At 41.0% G+C, this 23,618-nt stretch carries 16 protein-coding genes, 3 rRNA genes and 3 riboswitches; of the genes, 2 read left to right on the top strand and 17 right to left on the bottom strand.

What is annotated here, in order from left to right; genetic code table 11:
* The 4 genes from purK to MKX83_RS03325 all read right to left on the bottom strand — a co-directional run bounded on the left by purK (position 1) and on the right by MKX83_RS03325 (position 2,702).
* Positions 1-1,155: a 5-(carboxyamino)imidazole ribonucleotide synthase gene (gene purK, locus MKX83_RS03340; RefSeq protein ID WP_180317049.1), complete on the bottom strand. Its 1,155-nt coding sequence runs from the start codon at positions 1,153-1,155 to the stop codon at positions 1-3.
* Positions 1,142-1,630 carry a 5-(carboxyamino)imidazole ribonucleotide mutase gene (gene purE, locus MKX83_RS03335; protein WP_095370724.1) on the bottom strand — a complete coding sequence of 163 codons (489 nt, stop codon included), beginning with the start codon at positions 1,628-1,630 and terminating at the stop codon, positions 1,142-1,144. The genes purK and purE overlap by 14 nt, the downstream gene beginning before the upstream one ends.
* 142 nt (positions 1,631-1,772) lie before the next feature.
* Positions 1,773-1,874: riboswitch (purine riboswitch) on the bottom strand.
* Between the two features lie 94 nt (positions 1,875-1,968).
* Positions 1,969-2,163, bottom strand: a complete 195-nt coding sequence (locus MKX83_RS03330) for an NETI motif-containing protein (protein ID WP_251163305.1) — start codon at positions 2,161-2,163, stop codon at positions 1,969-1,971.
* Positions 2,160-2,702 carry a DUF2179 domain-containing protein gene (locus tag MKX83_RS03325; RefSeq protein ID WP_095370725.1) on the bottom strand — a complete coding sequence of 181 codons (543 nt, stop codon included), beginning with the start codon at positions 2,700-2,702 and terminating at the stop codon, positions 2,160-2,162. The genes MKX83_RS03330 and MKX83_RS03325 overlap by 4 nt, the downstream gene beginning before the upstream one ends.
* A 193-nt stretch (positions 2,703-2,895) precedes the next feature.
* Between MKX83_RS03325 and MKX83_RS03320 the strand changes: the two genes are divergently transcribed.
* Positions 2,896-3,039, top strand: a complete 144-nt coding sequence (locus MKX83_RS03320; RefSeq protein WP_341054041.1) for a hypothetical protein — start codon at positions 2,896-2,898, stop codon at positions 3,037-3,039.
* Positions 3,040-3,463: 424 nt separating this feature from the next.
* On the opposite strand, the gene rrf is transcribed toward MKX83_RS03320, so the two are convergent.
* The 9 genes from rrf to MKX83_RS03275 all read right to left on the bottom strand — a co-directional run bounded on the left by rrf (position 3,464) and on the right by MKX83_RS03275 (position 17,694).
* A 5S ribosomal RNA gene (rrf, locus tag MKX83_RS03315) occupies positions 3,464-3,580 on the bottom strand.
* A 271-nt stretch (positions 3,581-3,851) separates the two neighbouring features.
* Positions 3,852-6,784: ribosomal RNA gene (locus MKX83_RS03310) — 23S ribosomal RNA — on the bottom strand.
* Positions 6,785-7,110: 326 nt separating this feature from the next.
* Positions 7,111-8,659, bottom strand: a 16S ribosomal RNA gene (locus tag MKX83_RS03305).
* The 16S, 23S and 5S rRNA genes sit together here, the layout of an rRNA operon.
* A gap of 487 nt (positions 8,660-9,146) precedes the next feature.
* Positions 9,147-10,472, bottom strand: a complete 1,326-nt coding sequence (locus MKX83_RS03300) for an NCS2 family permease (protein ID WP_307319143.1) — start codon at positions 10,470-10,472, stop codon at positions 9,147-9,149.
* Positions 10,473-10,600: 128 nt separating this feature from the next.
* Positions 10,601-10,704, bottom strand: a riboswitch (purine riboswitch).
* A 164-nt stretch (positions 10,705-10,868) separates the two neighbouring features.
* The gene (locus MKX83_RS03295) at positions 10,869-11,381 is read right to left on the bottom strand and encodes a GNAT family N-acetyltransferase (RefSeq protein ID WP_307319146.1); all 513 of its coding nucleotides are present in this window, start codon (positions 11,379-11,381) and stop codon (positions 10,869-10,871) included.
* Positions 11,382-11,453: 72 nt separating this feature from the next.
* Complete coding sequence (gene guaA / locus MKX83_RS03290) at positions 11,454-12,974, bottom strand: glutamine-hydrolyzing GMP synthase (RefSeq protein ID WP_412728639.1); 1,521 nt, start codon at positions 12,972-12,974, stop codon at positions 11,454-11,456.
* A 208-nt stretch (positions 12,975-13,182) separates the two neighbouring features.
* A riboswitch (purine riboswitch) is annotated at positions 13,183-13,284 on the bottom strand.
* Between the two features lie 69 nt (positions 13,285-13,353).
* On the bottom strand, positions 13,354-15,546 hold the full coding sequence (locus MKX83_RS03285) for a transglutaminase TgpA family protein (RefSeq protein WP_341054037.1): 2,193 nt from the start codon (positions 15,544-15,546) through the stop codon (positions 13,354-13,356).
* Positions 15,543-16,739: a DUF58 domain-containing protein gene (locus tag MKX83_RS03280; RefSeq protein ID WP_328200374.1), complete on the bottom strand. Its 1,197-nt coding sequence runs from the start codon at positions 16,737-16,739 to the stop codon at positions 15,543-15,545. Before MKX83_RS03280 ends, MKX83_RS03285 begins: the two co-directional genes overlap by 4 nt.
* 1 nt (position 16,740) lies before the next feature.
* Positions 16,741-17,694: an AAA family ATPase gene (locus MKX83_RS03275; protein WP_224939194.1), complete on the bottom strand. Its 954-nt coding sequence runs from the start codon at positions 17,692-17,694 to the stop codon at positions 16,741-16,743.
* A gap of 337 nt (positions 17,695-18,031) precedes the next feature.
* On the opposite strand from MKX83_RS03275, the gene MKX83_RS03270 reads away from it, so the two are divergent.
* Entirely contained in the window at positions 18,032-19,021 is a 990-nt protein-coding gene (locus MKX83_RS03270; protein WP_307319157.1) for a choloylglycine hydrolase family protein, read from the top strand.
* Positions 19,022-19,063: 42 nt separating this feature from the next.
* Here the strand turns inward: MKX83_RS03270 and MKX83_RS03265 are convergent, their stop codons facing one another.
* The 4 genes from MKX83_RS03265 to MKX83_RS03250 all read right to left on the bottom strand — a co-directional run bounded on the left by MKX83_RS03265 (position 19,064) and on the right by MKX83_RS03250 (position 23,549).
* Positions 19,064-20,767 carry a transglutaminase domain-containing protein gene (locus MKX83_RS03265; RefSeq protein ID WP_341054033.1) on the bottom strand — a complete coding sequence of 568 codons (1,704 nt, stop codon included), beginning with the start codon at positions 20,765-20,767 and terminating at the stop codon, positions 19,064-19,066.
* Between the two features lie 364 nt (positions 20,768-21,131).
* Entirely contained in the window at positions 21,132-21,755 is a 624-nt protein-coding gene (locus MKX83_RS03260) for a hypothetical protein (RefSeq protein ID WP_341054029.1), read from the bottom strand.
* Positions 21,756-21,853: 98 nt separating this feature from the next.
* Complete coding sequence (locus tag MKX83_RS03255; protein WP_341054026.1) at positions 21,854-23,233, bottom strand: VWA domain-containing protein; 1,380 nt, start codon at positions 23,231-23,233, stop codon at positions 21,854-21,856.
* A 103-nt stretch (positions 23,234-23,336) separates the two neighbouring features.
* Entirely contained in the window at positions 23,337-23,549 is a 213-nt protein-coding gene (locus MKX83_RS03250; RefSeq protein ID WP_341054023.1) for a hypothetical protein, read from the bottom strand.
* Between the last annotated feature and the right edge of the window lie 69 nt (positions 23,550-23,618).

Here is a 23,618-nt window from a genome sequence, read left to right as displayed (position 1 = left end):
TTATCCTCCGATCTTTTCTGCAGCAATTTGCCATATGTCACTTTGTTCTACTTCACGTAAAGCTTCCTCTACATTGTCGCGAAGCAATGTCACATGACCCATTTTTCGTTTAAACTTCGCTTCTGCTTTCCCGTATAAATGAACCTTCCAATCCGTTACCGTAGGAATGGACCGAATAAGAGGTTCAACATGCTCTCCTAATATATTGACCATTACAGCTGGTTTTAGTAATTCTGTATTTGCTAATGGCCAATTACAAACTGCACGAATATGCTGTTCGAATTGTGAAGTTTCACATGCTTCAATAGAGTAGTGACCAGAATTATGCGGCCTTGGGGCTAGTTCGTTAATATAGATCTCATCATTTTCTCCAAGGAACATTTCCACCGCAAGTGTACCAACTAGCTCAAAATCATCGGCAATTTTTTTCGCCTCTTCTAAGGCCGTTTGAGAAGCTAATTTGGAAATTCTCGCCGGTACAATCGTTTGATGTAGAATATTATCTTTATGAACATTTTCCCCAACTGGCAAGAAAGCTGTTTCACCATTGGGATTCCTGAAAACAATCACTGAGATTTCTTTTTGAAAAGGAATGAACTTCTCTAAGACGCATGCACCATGATTTAATAATTCTTTCGCCTTTTCTATGTCAGCTTCGTTATGAATTACATATTGTCCCTTGCCATCGTATCCACCTCTTGCTGTTTTTAAAACAGCAGGAAAGCCAAGCGCTTCTATATTAGCATAAATATCTTCCGTTGCGTGAATCTCTGCGTACGGGGCAACAGTCGCACCTGCTTTTGTGATCGCTACCTTCTCTTTTATACGATCCTGTGTCTGTGATAATACATGTGAACCTTGAGGCACATAAGCATTCTCACAAAGCCAATCAAGCGCCTCAGCACTAATATTTTCAAATTCATATGTCACAATATCACTTATAGATGCTAATTGTTTTATTGCATTCATATCATCATAAGCTGAAACAATCTTCACATCAGCCACTTGACCACATGGGGAATCTTCCGTGGGATCCAGTACAGCTATGCGAAAACCATTCGCTTTGGCCGATAATGCCATCATGCGACCTAGCTGCCCTCCACCAATTATGCCGATTGTTTGACCAGGTAGTATGGTTTGTTTAGACAAGATCATCACTACTTTCTAACACTTGTTGTTTTGTTCTTTCTCGCCTATCTTCTAACCGTTTAGCAATTTCCTCATCAAAGGCGCTTAAGATTTGCCCTGCCAGTAACCCTGCATTTGTTGCCCCTGCTTTACCAATAGCAACTGTAGCAACTGGGACACCGCCAGGCATTTGTACAATGGATAATAAGGAATCTATCCCGTTTAACGCTTTAGATTGAACTGGGACACCAATGACTGGTAGCGTTGTTTTAGCGGCTACCATGCCAGGTAAGTGTGCGGCACCCCCTGCTCCTGCAATAATGACTTTGATTCCTTTAGCTCTTGCACTTTCTGCATAATCAAACATCAAATCAGGCGTTCTGTGTGCAGATACGACTTTTTTTTCATAACCGACTTCAAGCTCATCTAAAATGTCACAAGTATGTTTCATCGTTTCCCAATCTGATGTACTACCCATGATGACGGCAACTTCGATTTTCATCCTTCTCCTCCATTCCTTTTTGTCCAAAAAATGAAAAAGCCCAGATAGAATCCTCGCTCTAATCTAAGAGAGAAAGATTCTGTCTGAGCCATTCATTCATAAATTGAAATGTTATGAATTTAGAGACACTAGTCCCTTGGACAAACAAGAAGCTTTCCCTCATAGTCCGAGTATTTACGGTTCCCGGGTAGAGACTCATGGGCCATATTCCCATTATTATATGAGGGGTTAAAATGTTGTTAGGTTTTCTTTCAATTTCATCTTAACAACTTCCGAATTGTCCGTCAATGATAATCTCGAACGATTAAAGAAGTCAGAAAATTAATGTTCGTGTTTTGCTACAAAAGTTGTCCTTCAAAGACTATTTTTTGCCCTGCAGGTTCATATTCTGTCTTCCCATTTTTCTTCATTTCTTTAAAGTACGGTTTTTCCATTCTTCTTATTGGAAAATACCCTTCTTGCTTCATGCGATCTAAGCATTGATCAATGGTTTCATTTTCCAACACTTCAAATTTCTTTTTCTTTTGACTCACTTAAATAACTTACCTTTCTTAACAGATTTAACCCAGAAGCCCCCATATATCGTCTTTGGTTCATAAGCAATGATAAAGGCCTTCGGATCAAGTGTTTTAATCGTATCATACAGCTTTAATTCATACTTTCTTGGAGTTAAGATTTGCAGTGCCATACGGTCCCCTTCAAGCCCATTCGCAGCCCAAGACGTTACACCATATCCTTTGGCCCGTAAATCCTTTGGCAAATCTTTATCATACTCCTTCGTTATTACATTAACAGTAATATAGCCAAGTGCAAGCTTTTCTTCAATTTTCATCCCAACAATGACGCCTATACCATACCCGACTGCATAGGCGATAATGTTCTGTATCTGGTCTAAATTATCTAACACTAAGCCTAAACCAATGACATAAATAACAATTTCAATCATACTAATAAATGCTGCCTGGTAACGCTGCCCTTTTAATGTTAATATCATACGAATCGTAAAAAAGGACACATACACAATATTAATAACCAAAATAATCGTTACCATTACAAGGCCATTCTCTAACATTTTAACACTCCTATCTCACTTCAAACCTTCTTATTACCTTTATACCCAAACTTTCAAGGTTAAATGACTACTTTCCTGTTCGATTCCCCAAATTTCCTAAATTAAACGCTTGAAACAATGTACCATCTACATAAAAAAGAATACTCTGTTATACAGGATGTATGCCTAATGATCGGAAAAGAGGTGGAGAGAGATGGTCTTTTGGTATCCATTTTACGCACATCATGCAAATTTCCAAACTGAAGGCGAAGGGGTTCGTGAAAGTGAGAGACTGGCATTACTAGGCGGCGCTCTCTCTGCAATTGGGAGCATAATCGTAGTCAATTGGTCTTTTTGATCAACTAGAAGAAGATGAAGAAGGCATAACTGAATCGGAAAGTGAAGGAATACTTAGTTTAGAGTCATTTAGGTTAGCCTTACTTGGAAGTATTATTGTAGCTGCCGGAGAAAGTATCGGAACAGCATCCATTATAAAAGGGATTAGAGAAGATGAAATTATCTCTCGCGAAGAAGCAAGGGAAAAGAATATAGCAAAAACCAATATGACAAATATACAAACACAACTCCAATATATGCAAGAAGAGTTGAATCAACTAAAGAACATTACATCAACCCTACAACAAGAAAACTATCTAATGCGGACAGAATTATATCACTTTTATCGGTATTTACAGATTAAATAGAAAAAGCTTGTAATCTTATAGAGACCTAGTAAATAACCACAAAAAAAGAGCACATCAAATGATGTGCTCTTTTATCTTGCCCGGCAACGTCCTACTCTCACAAGGGGACAGCCCCTAACTACCATCGGCGCTGAGAAGCTTAACTTCCGTGTTCGGTATGGGAACGGGTGTGACCTTCTCGCTATCGCCACCGGACTTATTAAAGACATTTATTATTATAACGTCTTTTATGAAAATTTCAAGAGAAATTTTAAATCATTCTCTGAAAACTAGGTAATGTTGAAGAAGATATTTATTGAGTAATCGCCTATGCGTTGCTGACGCGACTACTTACGTAGTGCTGTCCAGCTGCGGCGCCTAGGTGCTCGAGGTCATAAGTCAAATTTGTCATGAGGTTAAAAAACAACCTCCTGTCAAATCCGTCTTATGCTTGTCGCACCTGAACAAGGCGCCTCCGCATTTCGAATTGGTTAAGTCCTCGATCGATTAGTATTAGTCAGCTGCATGTGTCGCCACACTTCCACCTCTAACCTATCAACCTGATCATCTTTCAGGGATCTTACTAGCTTGCGCTATGGGAAATCTCATCTCGAGGGGGGCTTCATGCTTAGATGCTTTCAGCACTTATCCCTTCCGCACATAGCTACCCAGCGATGCCTTTGGCAAGACAACTGGTACACCAGCGGTGCGTCCATCCCGGTCCTCTCGTACTAAGGACAGCTCCTCTCAAATTTCCTGCGCCCACGACGGATAGGGACCGAACTGTCTCACGACGTTCTGAACCCAGCTCGCGTACCGCTTTAATGGGCGAACAGCCCAACCCTTGGGACCGACTACAGCCCCAGGATGCGATGAGCCGACATCGAGGTGCCAAACCTCCCCGTCGATGTGGACTCTTGGGGGAGATAAGCCTGTTATCCCCGGGGTAGCTTTTATCCGTTGAGCGATGGCCCTTCCATGCGGAACCACCGGATCACTAAGCCCGACTTTCGTCCCTGCTCGACTTGTAGGTCTCGCAGTCAAGCTCCCTTGTGCCTTTACACTCTACGAATGATTTCCAACCATTCTGAGGGAACCTTTGGGCGCCTCCGTTACTCTTTAGGAGGCGACCGCCCCAGTCAAACTGCCCACCTGACACTGTCTCCCATCCCGATAAGGGATGTGGGTTAGAATTTCAATACAGCCAGGGTAGTATCCCACCGACGCCTCCACCGAAGCTAGCGCTCCGGCTTCTAAGGCTCCTACCTATCCTGTACAAGCTGTACCAAAATTCAATATCAGGCTACAGTAAAGCTCCACGGGGTCTTTCCGTCCTGTCGCGGGTAACCTGCATCTTCACAGGTACTATAATTTCACCGAGTCTCTCGTTGAGACAGTGCCCAGATCGTTACGCCTTTCGTGCGGGTCGGAACTTACCCGACAAGGAATTTCGCTACCTTAGGACCGTTATAGTTACGGCCGCCGTTTACTGGGGCTTCGATTCAAAGCTTCGCGTGAGCTAACCTCTCCTCTTAACCTTCCAGCACCGGGCAGGCGTCAGCCCCTATACTTCGCCTTGCGGCTTCGCAGAGACCTGTGTTTTTGCTAAACAGTCGCCTGGGCCTATTCACTGCGGCTCATCAAGGCTTTAACACCCTAATGAGCACCCCTTCTCCCGAAGTTACGGGGTCATTTTGCCGAGTTCCTTAACGAGAGTTCTCTCGCTCACCTTAGGATTCTCTCCTCGCCTACCTGTGTCGGTTTGCGGTACGGGCACCTTATTCCTCGCTAGAGGCTTTTCTTGGCAGTGTGGAATCAAGAACTTCGGTACTAAATTTCCCTCGCTATCACAGCTCAAGGTATGTGACCATGGGATTTGCCTCATGGTCCCTCTAACTGCTTAGACGCACATCCAATAGTGCGCTTACCCTATCCTCCTGCGTCCCCCCATCACTCAAACAGAATACGGTGGTACAGGAATATCAACCTGTTGTCCATCGCCTACGCTTTTCAGCCTCGGCTTAGGTCCCGACTAACCCTGAGCGGACGAGCCTTCCTCAGGAAACCTTAGGCATTCGGTGGATGGGATTCTCACCCATCTTTCGCTACTCATACCGGCATTCTCACTTCTAAGCGCTCCACCAGTCCTTACGGTCTAGCTTCAACGCCCTTAGAACGCTCTCCTACCACTGAACATCAACGATGTTCAATCCACAGCTTCGGTGATACGTTTAGCCCCGGTACATTTTCGGCGCGGAGTCACTCGACCAGTGAGCTATTACGCACTCTTTAAATGGTGGCTGCTTCTAAGCCAACATCCTGGTTGTCTAAGCAACTCCACATCCTTTTCCACTTAACGTATACTTTGGGACCTTAGCTGGTGGTCTGGGCTGTTTCCCTCTTGACTACGGATCTTATCACTCGCAGTCTGACTCCCATGGATAAATCTTTGGCATTCGGAGTTTGTCTGAATTCGGTAACCCGATGAGGGCCCCTAGTCCAAACAGTGCTCTACCTCCAAGATTCTTACGCATGAGGCTAGCCCTAAAGCTATTTCGGAGAGAACCAGCTATCTCCAAGTTCGATTGGAATTTCTCCGCTACCCACACCTCATCCCCGCACTTTTCAACGTACGTGGGTTCGGGCCTCCATCCAGTGTTACCTGGACTTCACCCTGGACATGGGTAGATCACCTGGTTTCGGGTCTACGACCACATACTCATTCGCCCTATTCAGACTCGCTTTCGCTACGGCTCCGTCTGTCCAACTTAACCTCGCATGTAATCGTAACTCGCCGGTTCATTCTACAAAAGGCACGCTATCACCCATTAACGGGCTCTAACTACTTGTAGGCACACGGTTTCAGGATCTCTTTCACTCCCCTTCCGGGGTGCTTTTCACCTTTCCCTCACGGTACTGGTTCACTATCGGTCACTAGGGAGTATTTAGCCTTGGGAGATGGTCCTCCCTGCTTCCGACGGGATTTCTCGTGTCCCGCCGTACTCAGGATCCACTCTGGAGGGAACGAAGTTTCAACTACAGGGCTTTTACCTCCTATGGCGGGCCTTTCCAGACCTCTTCGTCTATCTCGTTCCTTTGTAACTCCGTATAGAATGTCCTACAACCCCAAGAGGCAAGCCTCTTGGTTTGGGCTAATCCCGTTTCGCTCGCCGCTACTCAGGGAATCGCGTTTGCTTTCTCTTCCTCCGGGTACTTAGATGTTTCAGTTCCCCGGGTCTGCCTTCCATACCCTATGTATTCAGGTATGGATCCTATCCCATAACGGATAGGGGGTTTCCCCATTCGGAAATCTCCGGATCAAAGCTTACTTACAGCTCCCCGAAGCATATCGGTGTTAGTCCCGTCCTTCATCGGCTCCTAGTGCCAAGGCATTCACCGTGCGCCCTTATTAACTTAACCATTGTTCGGCTTGCGATAAGCTACGCATTTCGGCGTCAGCTCACTCGTCAACATCCTCATGTGCACAAGACGCACACTCCGGTGTTTCCTCGCTCGCTTCCTTGAACTGCTTGCTTCTCACAACCCTCTCGGTTGTGTTTATTAAAAAAAGTTTAGTATTTTAAATCAATCTATAATATATAGAGAGAAAAATAACTAAGGTGGCGATTACTCGGTAATCTTCTTCATTACATTATCTAGTTTTCAAAGAACGATTGAAATGAGAGATTATACTCTCAAAACTGAACGAACAGTCTAACATCAAGTTAATTCCGTATATTCCTTAGAAAGGAGGTGATCCAGCCGCACCTTCCGATACGGCTACCTTGTTACGACTTCACCCCAATCATCTGTCCCACCTTAGGCGGCTGGCTCCAAAAGGTTACCCCACCGACTTCGGGTGTTACAAACTCTCGTGGTGTGACGGGCGGTGTGTACAAGGCCCGGGAACGTATTCACCGCGGCATGCTGATCCGCGATTACTAGCGATTCCGGCTTCATGTAGGCGAGTTGCAGCCTACAATCCGAACTGAGAATGGTTTTATGGGATTGGCTAAACCTCGCGGTCTTGCAGCCCTTTGTACCATCCATTGTAGCACGTGTGTAGCCCAGGTCATAAGGGGCATGATGATTTGACGTCATCCCCACCTTCCTCCGGTTTGTCACCGGCAGTCACCTTAGAGTGCCCAACTAAATGCTGGCAACTAAGATCAAGGGTTGCGCTCGTTGCGGGACTTAACCCAACATCTCACGACACGAGCTGACGACAACCATGCACCACCTGTCACTCTGTCCCCCGAAGGGGAAAGTCCTATCTCTAGGATTGTCAGAGGATGTCAAGACCTGGTAAGGTTCTTCGCGTTGCTTCGAATTAAACCACATGCTCCACCGCTTGTGCGGGCCCCCGTCAATTCCTTTGAGTTTCAACCTTGCGGTCGTACTCCCCAGGCGGAGTGCTTAATGCGTTTGCTGCAGCACTAAAGGGCGGAAACCCTCTAACACTTAGCACTCATCGTTTACGGCGTGGACTACCAGGGTATCTAATCCTGTTTGCTCCCCACGCTTTCGCGCCTCAGCGTCAGTTACAGACCAGAAAGTCGCCTTCGCCACTGGTGTTCCTCCAAATCTCTACGCATTTCACCGCTACACTTGGAATTCCACTTTCCTCTTCTGCACTCAAGTTCCCCAGTTTCCAATGACCCTCCACGGTTGAGCCGTGGGCTTTCACATCAGACTTAAGGAACCGCCTGCGCGCGCTTTACGCCCAATAATTCCGGACAACGCTTGCCACCTACGTATTACCGCGGCTGCTGGCACGTAGTTAGCCGTGGCTTTCTGGTTAGGTACCGTCAAGGTACCGGCAGTTACTCCGGTACTTGTTCTTCCCTAACAACAGAGTTTTACGATCCGAAAACCTTCATCACTCACGCGGCGTTGCTCCGTCAGACTTTCGTCCATTGCGGAAGATTCCCTACTGCTGCCTCCCGTAGGAGTCTGGGCCGTGTCTCAGTCCCAGTGTGGCCGATCACCCTCTCAGGTCGGCTACGCATCGTCGCCTTGGTGAGCCGTTACCTCACCAACTAGCTAATGCGCCGCGGGCCCATCTGTAAGTGATAGCAGAACCATCTTTCAATCTAATTATATGTATAAATAGATATTATCCGGTATTAGCCCCGGTTTCCCGGAGTTATCCCAGTCTTACAGGCAGGTTGCCCACGTGTTACTCACCCGTCCGCCGCTAATCTTTGGGAGCAAGCTCCCTCAGATTCGCTCGACTTGCATGTATTAGGCACGCCGCCAGCGTTCGTCCTGAGCCAGGATCAAACTCTCCAATAAAGTGTTTGATTAGCTCATTTGCACCTATGGTGCTTTGTTGCTGATAAATCAGCTTTTTTTAGAATTACGCTTGACGTTTTACGTTCGTTCAGTTTTCAAAGAACAATCTCATTCGCTTCAGAAGCGACTTTGTTAATATAACATTCTCGCAATCTATTGTCAACAACTTTTTAAAGTTCTTTTTTCGAAAGTAATCTTCGAAAGCGTTATCAACGACTGCTTTATAATAATATCACCCTCATCGACATACGTCAACAAAAAATATTATTTTTCTTAATAAAATTATATATATTATACATTCCCTTTTAATAGTTTACTAAACCTGTAATGAAACACAAAATTAAAACACGACTTTCATCCTGCAATAAGGACTAACGATACTCACCTTTCCTTAATATGCACACAACAAACATATTTATATAGAAGAAAGTAATCTTTCACACCAAAAAGAGCACCCTACTAGAGGATGCTCTTTACTTCCACTCAATTAATGGAAAATCAAATACGCAAGGAAGACTAGGAAGAAGAAATACATAATTGGATGAATCTCTTTTCCTTTTCCTTTAAGAAGCATTGTAATTGGGTAGAAGATAAATCCTACTGCAATACCTGTTGCAATACTATAAGAAAGTGGCATTGTCACCATTGTAAAGAATGAAGGTACTGCGATTTCGAATCGTTTCCAGTCAATTTGACCAAGAGACGATACCATCAAGATACCAACAACAATTAAAGCTGGCGCCGTGACTGCGGATGTAACCACTTCTAGTAACGGGAAGAAGAATAACGATAATAAGAAACAAATCGCTGTAATGATGGCTGCAAAACCAGTCCTTGCACCTGCGGCAACACCAGCAGACGATTCTACAAAAGAAGTAACTGTTGAAGTTCCGAAAATAGAACCTGTCATAGATGCAGTTGCATCAGCAAATAACGCCTTACCTGCACGTGGTAACTTATTATTTTTCACAAATCCCGCTTGGTTAGCTACTGCCATTAAGGTTCCTGCGTTATCAAAGAAATCAACAAACAAGAAAGTTAAAATAACACCTAACATCGCAGTTGTATAGAATGATGGATCACCAAATGCTGAGAATAATGATCCGAATGTTGGTGCTACACTCGGTACTGCGTCCACAACTTTTTCAGGTGTTTGAATTAATCCAAAAATCATACCGACAATCATTGTAATAACCATTCCGAAGAAAATACCAGCTTTTACGCCTCTTGTCATTAAAATAATTGTTACAATGATTCCAAATACAGCAAGTAATGTATTTGGTTCAGATAAATCTCCTAGAGCTACTAAAGTTGCATCATTATTTACGATAATTCCTGCAGATTGTAAGCCGATAAAGGTAATAAATAAACCAATACCTGCACCTACAGCAATTTTCAATTCAAATGGAATTGCGTTGATTAATTTTTCACGCAAACCTGTTAAAGTTAAAATTAAGAAAAATACACTGGAAATAAATACGGCTGCTAACGCGTGTTGCCAAGGCATGCCATTCACTAAGATAACTGTATAAGCAAAAAACGCATTCAACCCTAAACCCGGAGCAAGACCAATAGGATACTTGGCTATGAGTCCCATAATCAAGGAACCGATGGCGGCTGAAATAGCTGTTGCAACGAATACTGCACCATAATCCATTCTCATATGATCTGGTAGATCAGGTACATCGGCTAACGTTAATGTAAGTGGATTGACTGCTAATATATAAGCCATAGCTAAGAATGTTGTAATCCCGCCAATAATCTCACGGCGAAAATTGGTGCCGAGTTCGTCGAATTGGAAGTACTTTTTCATTTTTAATTTTCCCCCTAAAGTTGGCATTAAAAAAACTTCGGAAAGTAACCGAAGTCTTGACAACAGGGATGGTATAAGTAACATGGAATGTAAAAAATAAGATTAGTATAATATCTAAAGCACATTCCTTTGTTACGCACACACATCAAGTAGTCAAGTCATTTACGGTAACTTGGTAGAAACTTTTGGGCCATATTCCCAACATTATACGAAGATGTTTTTAATATTTAATTCTCTATTATATTAGCAATTAAAAAAGTCCTAGTCAATATAAAAAACGAACATTTTTAGTCCGTTTTTTACCATTGTTCGGAATTAGGTTTATTTTCCACTTTATATACGTAATTTCATTTGGTTTAACTATAAACCAACTAGATTTATGAAGCAATACTTCTTTTATTTAAGCAATATTTGGTAGGCAAATCGATTACCATTTGGAACATCTAGCTCCACATCCCCAATATAGGAAAAACCAGCTTTCTGAATAACCTTTTGCATGACTTCATTTTCGGGATGGGTGTCAATGCGAATATCACGAAATCCATTGAGCCTTGCAGCGGTAATTAAATGTTGAAGCAATATCGTCGAATAACCCTTTCCTTGTATCTCTGGGTCAATCGCTACTCGATGAATCGAAGCATACGGCGTTTCTGCTTTCTCCCAATTCACTAATTGCTCATACGGTTCTTCTGGCGCAGTTAAGATCGTGCCAGTACCGACTTTTCGTTCATCCGCCATCAACACGTAGGCTTCCTTATTCGAAATATCCTGTGTAATGATTTCTCGATTGGGTCCATCTCCATCCTGCCATTGTGGAATACCTCTTTTAACAATCGTTTCCCTTGCTCGGTCAATAATGGACATGATTTCATCCAACTCTTCTAATTGTGCCTGTTTTAAATATAACACCTAACACCCTCCCAAAAAGAATACTTATTAAAAAACCTTAGAATCCAAACTAGGATTCTAAGGTGTATTGTTTTATTCCCACTCAATCGTTGCTGGTGGCTTAGAAGTAATATCATACACTACGCGGTTGATATGGTCCACTTCATTAACGATTCTTGTTGAGATAACTTCAAGCACATCCCAAGGAATACGTGCCCAATCGGATGTCATTCCATCAATTGAAGTAACGGCGCGGATACCAATTGTGTAATCATACGTACGCGCATCACCCATTACACCTACGCTACGAATGTCAGGTAGGACAGTGAAATATTGCCACACATCTCTTTCAAGACCAGCATTTTTGATTTCTTCACGAAGGATCGCGTCTGATTCACGGACAATTTCAAGTTTTTCTTCAGAGATTGCACCAAGAACACGGATACCTAAACCAGGACCTGGGAATGGTTGTCTCCAAACGATATCATCTGGAATACCTAATTCTGTTCCAAGTGCGCGTACTTCATCTTTAAATAAAGTATTAAGCGGCTCAATTAATTGGAATTGCATATCTTCAGGTAGTCCACCTACATTGTGGTGAGATTTGATTGTTTGCGCTGTTGCAGTACCACTTTCGATAATATCTGTATAAAGTGTACCTTGTGCTAAATAATCAATACCTTCTAATTTATGTGCTTCATCATCAAATACGTAAATGAATTCATTACCAATAATTTTACGTTTTTTCTCAGGATCACTGACACCTTCAAGTTTGCTTAAGAAACGCTCCTTAGCATCTACTTTAATGACATTCATATTGAAGCCTTCAGAGAAAGTTTTCATAACGCCTTCTGCTTCATCTTTACGCAATAAACCGTGATCAACAAAAATACATGTTAATTGGTCACCAATCGCTTTATGAATAAGAACAGCAACAACAGAAGAATCTACTCCGCCACTAAGTGCACAAAGGACTTTCTTATCTCCAACTGTTTGGCGAATTTTTTCCAATTCGATTTCAATAAAGTTCTCCATAGACCAATCGCCTTTACAGCCACAAATACCGAAAACAAAGTTTTTCAGCATATCATTACCGTATACAGAATGACGTACTTCTGGGTGGAATTGAACTCCGTATAACCCACGTGCTTCGTCACTAATCGCTGCGACAGGACAAGAAGGGTTAGTGCCATCAATTGCAAAACCTTCTGGTGCTTCAACGACTAAGTCACCATGACTCATCCAAACCACTTGCTCTTCAGGAAGATCGGCAAATAATTTAGATTGATTTTGTAATTTTAATACAGCTTTACCGTACTCACGCTGCTTTGCACCTTCTACTTTTCCTCCGAAATGCATCGTCATTAATTGCATACCGTAGCAAATACCGAAGATTGGTAGACCTAATTCAAAAATTTCTGGATCACAACGAAAAGCATTTTCGCCGTAAACACTGTTTGGACCACCAGAGAAGATGATTCCTTTTGGATTCATTTCTTTGATTTCTTGTGCAGTAATGGTATGCGGATGTAATTCACTATAAACGCCAAACTCCCTAATTCTGCGTGTAATCAACTGATTGTACTGACTACCAAAGTCTAGTACAACGATCATTTCCTGGTCATGCAATTCTACTTTCCCCGTCACGCTGTTCACCTCGTCAACATTGATAGAATGATTCCCTCATTCTTTTATTCCACTTCATATATGAAGAGTGACTCCGAATGTATCATTTGTAGGTTATCCAACACCTACTATTTCATACAAAAAACTAGAGTTCTTCCCCCCGAAAATATAGTCAGAAGGCAGAAATCTAGCTAGGCTAAATATATTCTGCCTTCATAGTCAGACTGTTATAGGCAGTCTGGTAGAGACTCTCGGACCATATTACCAAGGATATATGAAGGTTATTCGTTAAAATTATTGATAGTCATCATGCATATGAATCCATGACTTCTCATTCAACTATTTTAACAACAGGTTATTTTAACGGTCAAGCGATTGTGGCTTTTATTAAATTTTCCCACAATTCCTTATTTCTCTTCCAAATGCCCTTTTCTTGCTTACCGCTATATAGATAAGCCTCGTAACTATCCGTTAGCTGACTCATCTGTTGATGCCCAAGCAAACGATCGACCTCTTTGGCAAAAGAATGTAAGGTTTGTCCTTGTTTCCTTTTCACCCCGAACCGTGAAAATTCATGTAGTAAAACAAGGTACGCTTTCTCAAAATCCCGATCATTATTACGATGTTTGTATGTCCAAATATAGAAGTAAGGTAGCCATTTACCCCGCTTGATATACGTTAGGTAACCGATGAAAGCAAGCACAATGATTATAAAAATAATCTTTTTCCAGTGTTGTTGAACCGCTTCCTTTACCGAATCCCATAGCTCCGTCAAACTAAAAGTGCTTGACGCTGTTTCTGTTTGTTCAGTCGTTTCTGCTTCATCTGGTCTCTCTTCTCTTTCCGGTGTTTCCGTTTCCTCCGCGTTATTAGGCGTTGTTTCCTCATCTAAATCAAACTCATATTCTACAGGATTACTAAAACCTGTTGTTGGCTCAAACGGAATCCATCCAACGCCAGGAAAATAAGCCTCCACCCATGAGTGAGCATTGTTATTCGTAATGTCATAAGTACCAACAGCTAATCCATTTGCGTTGGTTCTTTCACCTTCAGTAAACCCTTTAACCCATCTAGTCGGAATACCAGCAGAACGGGCTAGCACGATCATTGCTGTTGAAAAATTATCGCAATAACCTAACTTCGTATCAAACAAAAATTGGTCGACATAATCTTCATCTGGTCCTGGCACAGCCACATCTCTTTGTGAATAAACAAAACCCGATCGAGCAAAATAGCCTTCAATCTCACGAATTTGGTTAAACCAATTATCATGCCCTGCCACAATCTCTTCTGCCAATTCACGCACACGATCAGGGAGATCTTCTGGTAATTGCGTGTACCTTTCATAAAACGCTGAATCTAAACCGTGATTATCATTATTAACTGCCGTTAATGCATTTACACTATAAGTGGGTTCATTATAGATTACGTCATAAGTTGGCATGAGAGAATCCTCTGCATATCTAATTGAAAATTTCTCAAGCGCTTCATTCAATTCAAATGGGATGTTTTCACTTTGAAAACTTTTTATCCCTAATGGATAGACAATTTGAGGACGTGCTCTGTTCATTTGTACATTACTGACTCTTTCCTCAACAACGACATTTTCATTCTCTGAAAATGATTGCAAAGGCACTTCTTCTCCTGATGCAAAAAACTCGCTACCACGATCTTCTTCTGAAAGTTCCCACCCCTTACCTGTATAGACATCTTTGGTCTCTACTTTCCAATAATGGGGATCTTCCGTTTTCGCAACAAACACGAGAGTATCATCAGGAACAAAAGAGCCACCTAATAAAGAATCATCCTCACCATAGCCAATTTTCCGCACCCCTCCAGCTTCTTCATTTCTACTATCTTCATTAAATGAGGTGATATAAGGAACAGGATCTGGCCAAATTGGATCTGCCTTTGGTGCAGCAAAGGCAATGAGAGAACTGATGAGCACCAATCCACTTAGAGGGATCATCCATTTGCTTAGTTTCGATGTTTTCGCTTCAATATCTTCCTTCTCTAGTTGACGATAGAAGGCGAGAATCCCCATCATTAAAAATCCACAAATCACGGTTCGAATAATTGCCATTTCTGCATTATATGGTGTGAATGTATCAAGGACAGTAATATAGACCAATGTCATGAAAAAGAAAATAAAAATTTGTCTCCGTTGGATGAGCCAATATTGAATAAGGTAAGACATCAACCATAAAAGAATGAAGAATAATAAAGTCCTAAACATGTCTGTTATAGCGGTCCATTGCGCTTGTAACATCGTCAAAAAGTTATCAAATAACTCTTGAATCATCATAGGAAACGACCCAATCAGTCCATATTGATCAAGAAAATAAATATACATTAAACTGAAGAAAATAATTGCTCCATTAATGACAAAACGGATGACCCAATGCCATTTTAAAAAATCCATCGCAAGGGCAATACATAGGAAAAGTAAGAACACCCACACATTCCCTGTATCCGTTAATTGCTCTAACGGCCTAATCCACTCCCAAATGAGGAGAAAACCAAATAGATAAAGAACCAAAGTAGAAAATCTCTTCATCATCCGCTCCTCACCTCCGAGAATGCGGCAGAAAATTGACCTTCATGCACAATTTGTATACGTATTCCTCTTGAAGTAGCGGTGTCTTTTAAACGAATTTCCTCTTGTACTGCTTGCTCTTCCTTTCTTTTCACAAGAAAAATCGTCACACTTCCTTTTTGAGAATAAAAGCTCGCCTTTTCAATCAAACGTTTGTTTAGTTTGGCAGTAACAAGCAGTAGTTGATCATTTTGTTGGGCAAGACTTCTTTCTACGTCTAACACTTGTTCTAAAGGACGTTTACTATCCGCCTTCACTGTAGCTAGATGATAAAAGATTCGTTGTAGCTGCCCTTCACCACCAAGAATTGGGAACTCCACTCGATTTCTCCCCGCTGAAAGGAACCCTACCTGTGCCCCTTTTCGGAGTATTGCATGTACAAGAGAAGCGGTAAAAGAAACGATTGCTTCAAAATGTACATCAGGAAAACGATCGATGAGAAGATATACATCATGCGATTTGCGTTGTTCAAATTCTTTAACCATCATTTCATTACGCTTGGCGGATGTTTTCCAGTTAATCCAAGAAAAACGATCACCTGGTTGATATTCACGGACGCCTGTAGCCATAGACGTATCTCTCTGCACCCTTTCATCTGAAGCCGTCATTCCTTGATCAAATTGGTGACTAAATGGTTGATAAACTATTTCTTCATAAGTTGGATACACAATCATGCGGTCTTCAAGTGACATGTTTACTTCACGTTCGATTAATCCAAGAGGGTCACCTATTTTCAGCCGAACATATCGGAAAACGTGCTCTCCGCGAGGGATTTCCTTAAATGATTGCGAAACAACGATGTTTTTACGAAATCCAGGAAATAACAGATATTTCTTCATCTGTAGCGAAGATGTTATATGGTCTTCGATAACAAGAAAAAATAACGGAAAAATCGTATCCATATGAATAGAAAGACGTATCGATAGTGTATCTCCTGCACTCACCTCTTGACTGGAAAGTCCTCTCTTTACATGGATACGATGCAACGGATACATTGCCAGTGCAAATGCATATAAACCAAACGGTAAAAAGCTATAAAATAAGAACCAGCTGACAAATCCTCCTTGAAACATCGCATATGAAAAAGTAATGAGTAGTAAAAGGAACAATAACACTAACTTCCATACACCCTTTACTGCGAATAACCATCGCCTCATCCTATTTCACAGCCTTTTGCACTGGTACCGGTGTAACATCGATAATCTTCTCAATCACTTGTTCTGCTTTGACCCCTTCAAATTTTGCTTCTGACTTGAGAATTAAGCGATGACTAAAGACCGCACTTGCTAAATATTGCACATCATCAGGACGGACATAATCTCTTCCATGCATAAACGCATAGCTTTGTGATGCTTTCATTAAAGCAATAGACCCCCTAGGGCTAACGCCTAAATACACATGTTTATGGTTTCTTGTTTGCTCAGCCATATGAACAATATAGCTTTTAATGGAATGATCGACATACACCTCTTTTACTTTCGCCTGCATGTCTCTCAGCTGTTCTAACTCCATTACTGGCTGTATTTCTTCTATCGGGAGTGCACTTTGAACACGACTTAATAATTCAATCTCTTCTGTTCCTTCAGGATAACCCATACGCATTTTTAACAGAAAACGGTCAAGCTGCGCTTCTGGGAGCGGGTAAGTTCCTTCATATTCAATCGGATTTTGTGTCGCCATCACAAAAAAAGGGCTACCTAATTGATGAGTCACTCCATCAATTGTTACACTCTTCTCCTCCATCCCTTCTAATAAGGCGGACTGTGTTTTAGGGGATGTCCGGTTGATTTCATCTGCTAATATAATCTGACCCATTATTGGACCCGGGCGGAATTCAAATGCCATTTCTTTCGGATTATAAATTGAAACGCCTGTCACATCCGATGGTAATAAATCAGGGGTAAATTGAATTCTCCTAAAGTTCGCACCTAGCGATTTTGCCAGCGCTCGAACCATCATCGTCTTACCAACACCAGGCACATCTTCAAGTAACACATGACCACCAGATAATAAGGCAACCAAGCTCAATTCTGCCACTTCTCTTTTACCGATCATTACTTTATCTATATTAATGAGCACTTGCTCGACTACCGGATTCATTTTATGATTCATTGACCATCCTCCTGATTTTTTAATAAAGGGCATTCTTCTCCTTACTTATACTTCTATTCGCTAAATCTTGCTAAATTCCTGTGAAATCTACCATTCTTCGCACAAATTCATCTTCTTTCTTCCTATGATTTAGGAAAAAAAGAATAAAAATGAACTAACATTTATAATTCTTATTTTATATGATTTAACACTTAAGATAAATCATTCAGACTCGGTTAAGTTGGCTTATAAATGGTTATATAAATGTTCATCCCTTCACAAGTTACGACTAATACAATCCCCTTCCTACATATCATATATCGTTATAAGGATATTAAAGGAAAGGAGTTGTTTATTAATGTGCACAAGCGTAGCGTTACGTACGAAGAATCGTTTGAGTTTCCTTGGTAGGAATATGGACTTTGTGGATCTTCCGGCGGATTATAACATCTATGTGTTCCCTCGAAATTATCAATGGGTAAATCGTGAGGATCAAAAAACCATTACGAACCCATATGCAATAATAGGTATGGGATTAATGGGTCAAAATCAATTCGCCATGATTGACGGCATGAATGAACAAGGTCTGATGGGTGCGGTTCTCTATTTTGAAGGATATGCTTACTATAGCACCCCAAAAAACAACGTGATCAACCTTGCTTGCTATGATGTACTCTTTTGGGCTTTATCACAATTTCAATCAATAGAAGAACTCGCCGAACATATCGCCCAGGTGAATATAGTTGGTGCAAAAATCGAGGTTCTTGACAGCATCCCACCCATGCATTGGATTTTTAGTGACCGATCTGGTCGTTCTATCGTTGTCGAAAAAACTAAAAAGGGATTAAAGGTTCATGCAAATAAAATTGGTGTGATGACGAACAGTCCTGATTTTGAATGGCAATTAACTCACCTTGGTATCTATTCAACAGTAAGTGCAGATGATCCTGAAGAAGCCACTTGGGGTAGATATCCATTAGAAGGCGGGGATTTATTAAGCGGTACATTCGGCATACCTGGCGACTTCTCCTCCCCCTCCCGTTTCGTGAGAGCCGCATTCATGCGAAATCATATTGAGCCAGTTACTAACGAGGTTGGCGGTGTCCGGAACACATTCAAAACTTTAGAATACTGTGAGGTAGCAAAAGGAGCGGAATTAAGTGATAACCTCTCATGGTACACCATCTACACAAATGCCATGTGTGCCCAATCAGGTACCTATTACTATAATACTTACAATAATCACCAGATTAACGCAATCAATCTATTTAAACATGATCTTAACGCAAAAAAAGTAAAAAAATATCCTTTTCTTAACAAGGAATCCATCCATTTTCAACATAAATGAGCCATAAAAAAACGACATTCGCTCGGGAATGTCGTTTCTTTATTAATAAGATATTCCTGTACGATAATGGGTCTCCTCAAAAGAGGCTTGTTCCGGGTCAAAATAATCTTCGTTATAAGCTGCAACAAAGGTATCATTTTCTACATAACCAGAACCCCAAGTAGGATCCATTGTTAGCCATTCACCATCCACCTTCACTTCTACCCACGCATGGCGGCCACCGAGTGCCCCCCTTGTAAAACCAGAACCAGCATTACCTTCAACAAACCTTGCTTCCATGTCACTTGCCCTCAGCAAAGCAATGGCTAAGTAGGCATAGTCTTGACAAACACCTTTTTTCGTTTCCAATGCCTTTATAGCACTGTCATCCCAATGAAAGTCATCTGTATTATACTTCTCCACATCATAAGCGATATGTTCGGCCACATAGTCATAGATCGCCTTTGCTTTCTCACGGTCGCCTTCCACCCCTTGAAGCAGTTCTTCTGCTAAACTATTAATCTTCGGATGGTCGGACTGAACTCCACGAGACGGTAACAAATCCCGGCGATCTTCACCGGTATTTTCCACCTGAAATTTAGCTACGCTATAAAAGCGAAAGGTATCACTATTTTCTTTCGTAATCTCAGGTACACTAACCGTAATATCATAAGTACCTGGTCCAAACCTCAAATAAAAGGAGTCGTCAAAGCGAAAATCCTGAACTGGAATCACATCTAATGCCGTATCCTCACCCTTTTTACTCGATACATAAAGGTGTGTTGTCTCACTCGCTAATTCAGCTTCAGGTTGAATCATTCCACTGATGGTATAATCCCCACTCGATTCATCTCCACTGTATGCAGGCGTTTCTAAAGTTACCCCTCGTTCATTATAAAGGCTAGAGTACTCGATTGGCTCCATCGTTTGCTGAGATGTATTATTCACCATGAGAGTCGTAGCCGTTTGATAATAATTCTCTCGGTCACCATCCGGTACCATGACTTCCACTTTATGCAAGCCTTCTCCATAAAAGAGAGGCACCTCATAAGCGAATTGGTGCTCTTGATTAACGGCGAGTACATGATTCCAATTATCCGTTCCCTTCGACACACGAAGCATTACTGTATCTTCCTCATCCAATCCTTCTGCCACACCTTTTAATGGGAAAACTTCTTCTGCTTCAAAGAAGCTTGTATCCAACCCTAACGAAAGTCCTGCTTCTTGACCATATGGTGTATACGTCACATCTCTCTTCACATCCGGATTCACATTATGAACAGTAAACCGTGCTGTATCATAATAATAATTCTCCCGCTCATCATCGGGTAATTGTACCTTTATATGATACGTACCTTCGCCATTAAAAAACTGAATATCCTGCTTGATTTGACCCTCTTTTATAGGCGCATAATATTCATGCTCTCTTCCGGCAACCCCGTCTTCCTCTGCCGTCACACTAATCCAAGCATAACCAGACTTCAATCCTCGATAATCCTCAATGCTCCCCTCAATCGTCACCGTACCATTCGCCGCAAACTCCCGGTACTCCGGCGAATCAAACGTTGCACCAATTTCATCACTATACGTCGTTAATGTCAAAGGCTCTAGCTCTAACTCCTTATTCTTTTCTTCCACTAACTGTTCATACGGATCAACCTGCTTTTTCACTTCTTCGCTACTCACGGCTCCCTTATCATTACAGCCGATCAGCAACATACCTGCCATCACAAGTAATATAGGAAACAACGAAACTCGTTTTAACATGTTAACCTCCTTACGAACCCTAATTATCAAACATATCATTACAAAAATCAGTTCAATCATACTTACGATACAAAAGGTAAAAAGTTTCTCTATCCAATTACCCCTTTTTTCACACTTTTACCACTATATGAATAACAATAAAAGATTTTCCTTTGCTTTACAAAAGGAGAAAGGAGTAAATGTGGATTTTGGGGGTTGATTCTTGGAGGTAGATGGTTTGGGATTGGTAAATATCAATTGATAAGTTGGATATTGTCAGCTATTACCTTCGTTCAAATCGCTTTACCCAAGGGAATGAAACTGGCATACCTTTAAATAGAACTCATTATTCTACATTATTGTTATATTTTTCATTGATTTAAAGTCAAATAAGGATTTGTTTTTTTTTCACAAATTCTTCAACTGTATTTCTATCACTATCCGTTTCTAGTTGAGCTTCATTTTGTCTATATCCCGCTTGTACCGTCTCTACAACATAAGCTCTCATAACTTTTAGATCATTTTCTCTCACTAATTCACTTTCATTTGTACGATCCCACAATTTTTTGGCATCTTCTACCGAGTTTTCAATGATTCTTTGTTTTTCAATTAATTCTTTTGCTAGCCTTTTATATACGTGTAATGATTCCCTAACTTCAATAGGCATTTCTTTGAAATGTTGTTCTACTTCTTCTAGCAAATCTCTTAATGATGTAAAGATTTTCATTCTTTCTGGATTTGCCCATTTGAAACCTATATGGGCTGTTACTTCAATGGAGTGATTATAACTTGTTGCAATTAACGCTACGTTGGATATTTCATCATGCCACGGAACTTCACCATTTTCTTTCATAACTACCTGCTCGGCAGCTGGAGCAAAGGTGAAAAAATAATAATATTCACCATTCACTTCGAATTTTGAAGGGAATACATCCGGCTTCTCTTTTTTACTATAATAGGCCATTAGGTTAGATTTGATTTCTTCTGGTAAATTACTCATCCTTAGCATATACACACCTCATGTTGATCAATTAAATAGATTGACATGTTATTGCCCCATTTCCTGATCCTTTCCCTTATTCCTATTTTCTTCTGCTGAACAAGCTGTTATTTTCCAGCATTTTCATCATATAACTTATCTATTTCATCTAACGTTTTGTCTAAGTTCTCTTCTGATAAATCCATTAAGATGGTTGCAAGTTCTTCTATAGACTCATTATGTTTGTTGTAATATTCATCTACATTTTCAACCATTTTTTTCGCTTGTTCATTAGAAATTTTATCATCATACTTCAAGCTATAAACAGACTGTGTGGTTAGATTTCTTTCTTTACGCAACTTATTTTTCCAATCATTTTTCATTGCAATAATATCCATTATTTCATTGCTCTTTTTAACAATCGCATCTAGCGTTTCACCACTCTTCCAGCTTAACCATTTCAGAGTATCATTTACTGTCTTACTTAATTCATCATTAAGCTGGTTTTGGTTATTCACATTTACATAGCTACCATCTGCTGCCTTGGCGATGTCTTTCAGTTGCTGTTCATCTTTACTGGCTAAATCAAATCCAATGACATTAACCACCGGTGAGATTCCCGAATCTTTTAATTCTTTCGCAGCTACTACCGGATCGCCATCACATGTTTCAATTCCGTCACTGACTATATAGACAACGTTTTTATGTTCTCCTCCAGAGTACTTTGATAGATCCTCTTTCGCTTCCTTAATCGACTGAGCTAGCGGTGTCCATCCTGCTGGTTCAAAAGAATTAAGCGCAGAGGACAATTCTGACTCATTATATGTTTGCGATTCATATACTAACTCATTGGCAGCACAAGACATTTTCTTATCTTCATCTGAACCCGACCCCTCATGGCCATACACTCTTAAACTTAAATTCACATCTTCCGGTAATGTGGATGCAAACTCCTCGATCGATTCTTTAGCTAAATCCATCCTTGTTTTAGAACCCATATAATTCGCCATACTTCCACTGGCGTCCAATACAATTTCTACATTATATTGTTCTTTAGATGCTAATTCTTCGGCTTCCTTAGGCTTGTTTAAACTGCTTTCTTCAATAGAAACTTTCGGGTCTTCGTATGGCATCTTAAATACTGAATACAAATAGTTTGTCAAGTTCTGTAATTCCTCATGACTTGCATCCTCTGGTAAAGCAGGAATATCTTTTAAGATCGTCTCTATCCGCTCATCAACAAACATGATATCCTCAACACCTAACACACCAATAGGATATTCAACAACTTCTTCAATACTTTTAGGCAGTTCTCTCACAACCAATTCTTCATTATCTACGTCTTCCACTGATTCATTTTCTTCGTCCGATTTTTGTTGCTCCTCTGTTACTTCCGCTCCAGCTTTCTTTTGGTCATCTTCTTTTTGATTACTCGCCTCTTTTTCTGCTGAACAGGCGGCCAAGAGAAAGAATAGAACAAGGAGGTAGAGTATGGATTGTTTTTTCATGATTGAATCCTCCAGATATATATTGTTAGATAAGACAATCGATAGATTTTACTATCTGCCATTTTCTTCGCAAAAAATGGCCATATCTCTTTAGATATAGCCTTTACTTCTGTACGCTTCCTGTTTCTTCCCTTCTGATAGTATTCAAATGATTTTTACGCATAAAAGGCAGAGCAATAGCCACTACCGTTGCGGCTATTGGGAAACGATCACCTGAAAGTAACCATTCAAAAAGTGAAATGGGAACGAAGAGGATGTAGACAAATAGCATAATAAATAAATAGATTCTTTTCCATTTGCTTTCTTTCTTTGACATTATAAATATCCTCCTGATATAGATCCTAAAATTTTGTATCATGTGAAATAGTTAAAAATAAAAGCCATT

Origin of the sequence: Cytobacillus sp. FSL M8-0252 (assembly GCF_038007345.1) — a bacterium.
Classification (GTDB): Bacteria; Bacillota; Bacilli; order Bacillales; family Cytobacillaceae; genus Cytobacillus; species Cytobacillus kochii.
The sequence above is the reverse complement of the archived record's forward strand: the minus strand, read 5'-3'. Positions and strand labels throughout refer to the sequence as shown.

What these genes read in the sequence shown, in the direction of transcription:
- purK (WP_180317049.1), bottom strand. Translation starts at nt 1,155, where the DNA reads ATGATCTTGTCTAAACAAACCATACTACCTGGTCAAACAATCGGCATA.
- purE (WP_095370724.1), bottom strand. Translation starts at nt 1,630, where the DNA reads ATGAAAATCGAAGTTGCCGTCATCATGGGTAGTACATCAGATTGGGAA.
- MKX83_RS03325 (WP_095370725.1), bottom strand. Translation starts at nt 2,702, where the DNA reads ATGTTAGAGAATGGCCTTGTAATGGTAACGATTATTTTGGTTATTAAT.
- MKX83_RS03320 (WP_341054041.1), top strand. Translation starts at nt 2,896, where the DNA reads ATGGTCTTTTGGTATCCATTTTACGCACATCATGCAAATTTCCAAACT.
- MKX83_RS03300 (WP_307319143.1), bottom strand. Translation starts at nt 10,472, where the DNA reads ATGAAAAAGTACTTCCAATTCGACGAACTCGGCACCAATTTTCGCCGT.
- guaA (WP_412728639.1), bottom strand. Translation starts at nt 12,974, where the DNA reads ATGATCGTTGTACTAGACTTTGGTAGTCAGTACAATCAGTTGATTACA.
- MKX83_RS03285 (WP_341054037.1), bottom strand. Translation starts at nt 15,546, where the DNA reads ATGATGAAGAGATTTTCTACTTTGGTTCTTTATCTATTTGGTTTTCTC.
- MKX83_RS03280 (WP_328200374.1), bottom strand. Translation starts at nt 16,739, where the DNA reads ATGAGGCGATGGTTATTCGCAGTAAAGGGTGTATGGAAGTTAGTGTTA.
- MKX83_RS03275 (WP_224939194.1), bottom strand. Translation starts at nt 17,694, where the DNA reads ATGAATCATAAAATGAATCCGGTAGTCGAGCAAGTGCTCATTAATATA.
- MKX83_RS03270 (WP_307319157.1), top strand. Translation starts at nt 18,032, where the DNA reads ATGTGCACAAGCGTAGCGTTACGTACGAAGAATCGTTTGAGTTTCCTT.
- MKX83_RS03265 (WP_341054033.1), bottom strand. Translation starts at nt 20,767, where the DNA reads ATGTTAAAACGAGTTTCGTTGTTTCCTATATTACTTGTGATGGCAGGT.
- MKX83_RS03260 (WP_341054029.1), bottom strand. Translation starts at nt 21,755, where the DNA reads ATGCTAAGGATGAGTAATTTACCAGAAGAAATCAAATCTAACCTAATG.
- MKX83_RS03255 (WP_341054026.1), bottom strand. Translation starts at nt 23,233, where the DNA reads ATGAAAAAACAATCCATACTCTACCTCCTTGTTCTATTCTTTCTCTTG.
- MKX83_RS03250 (WP_341054023.1), bottom strand. Translation starts at nt 23,549, where the DNA reads ATGTCAAAGAAAGAAAGCAAATGGAAAAGAATCTATTTATTTATTATG.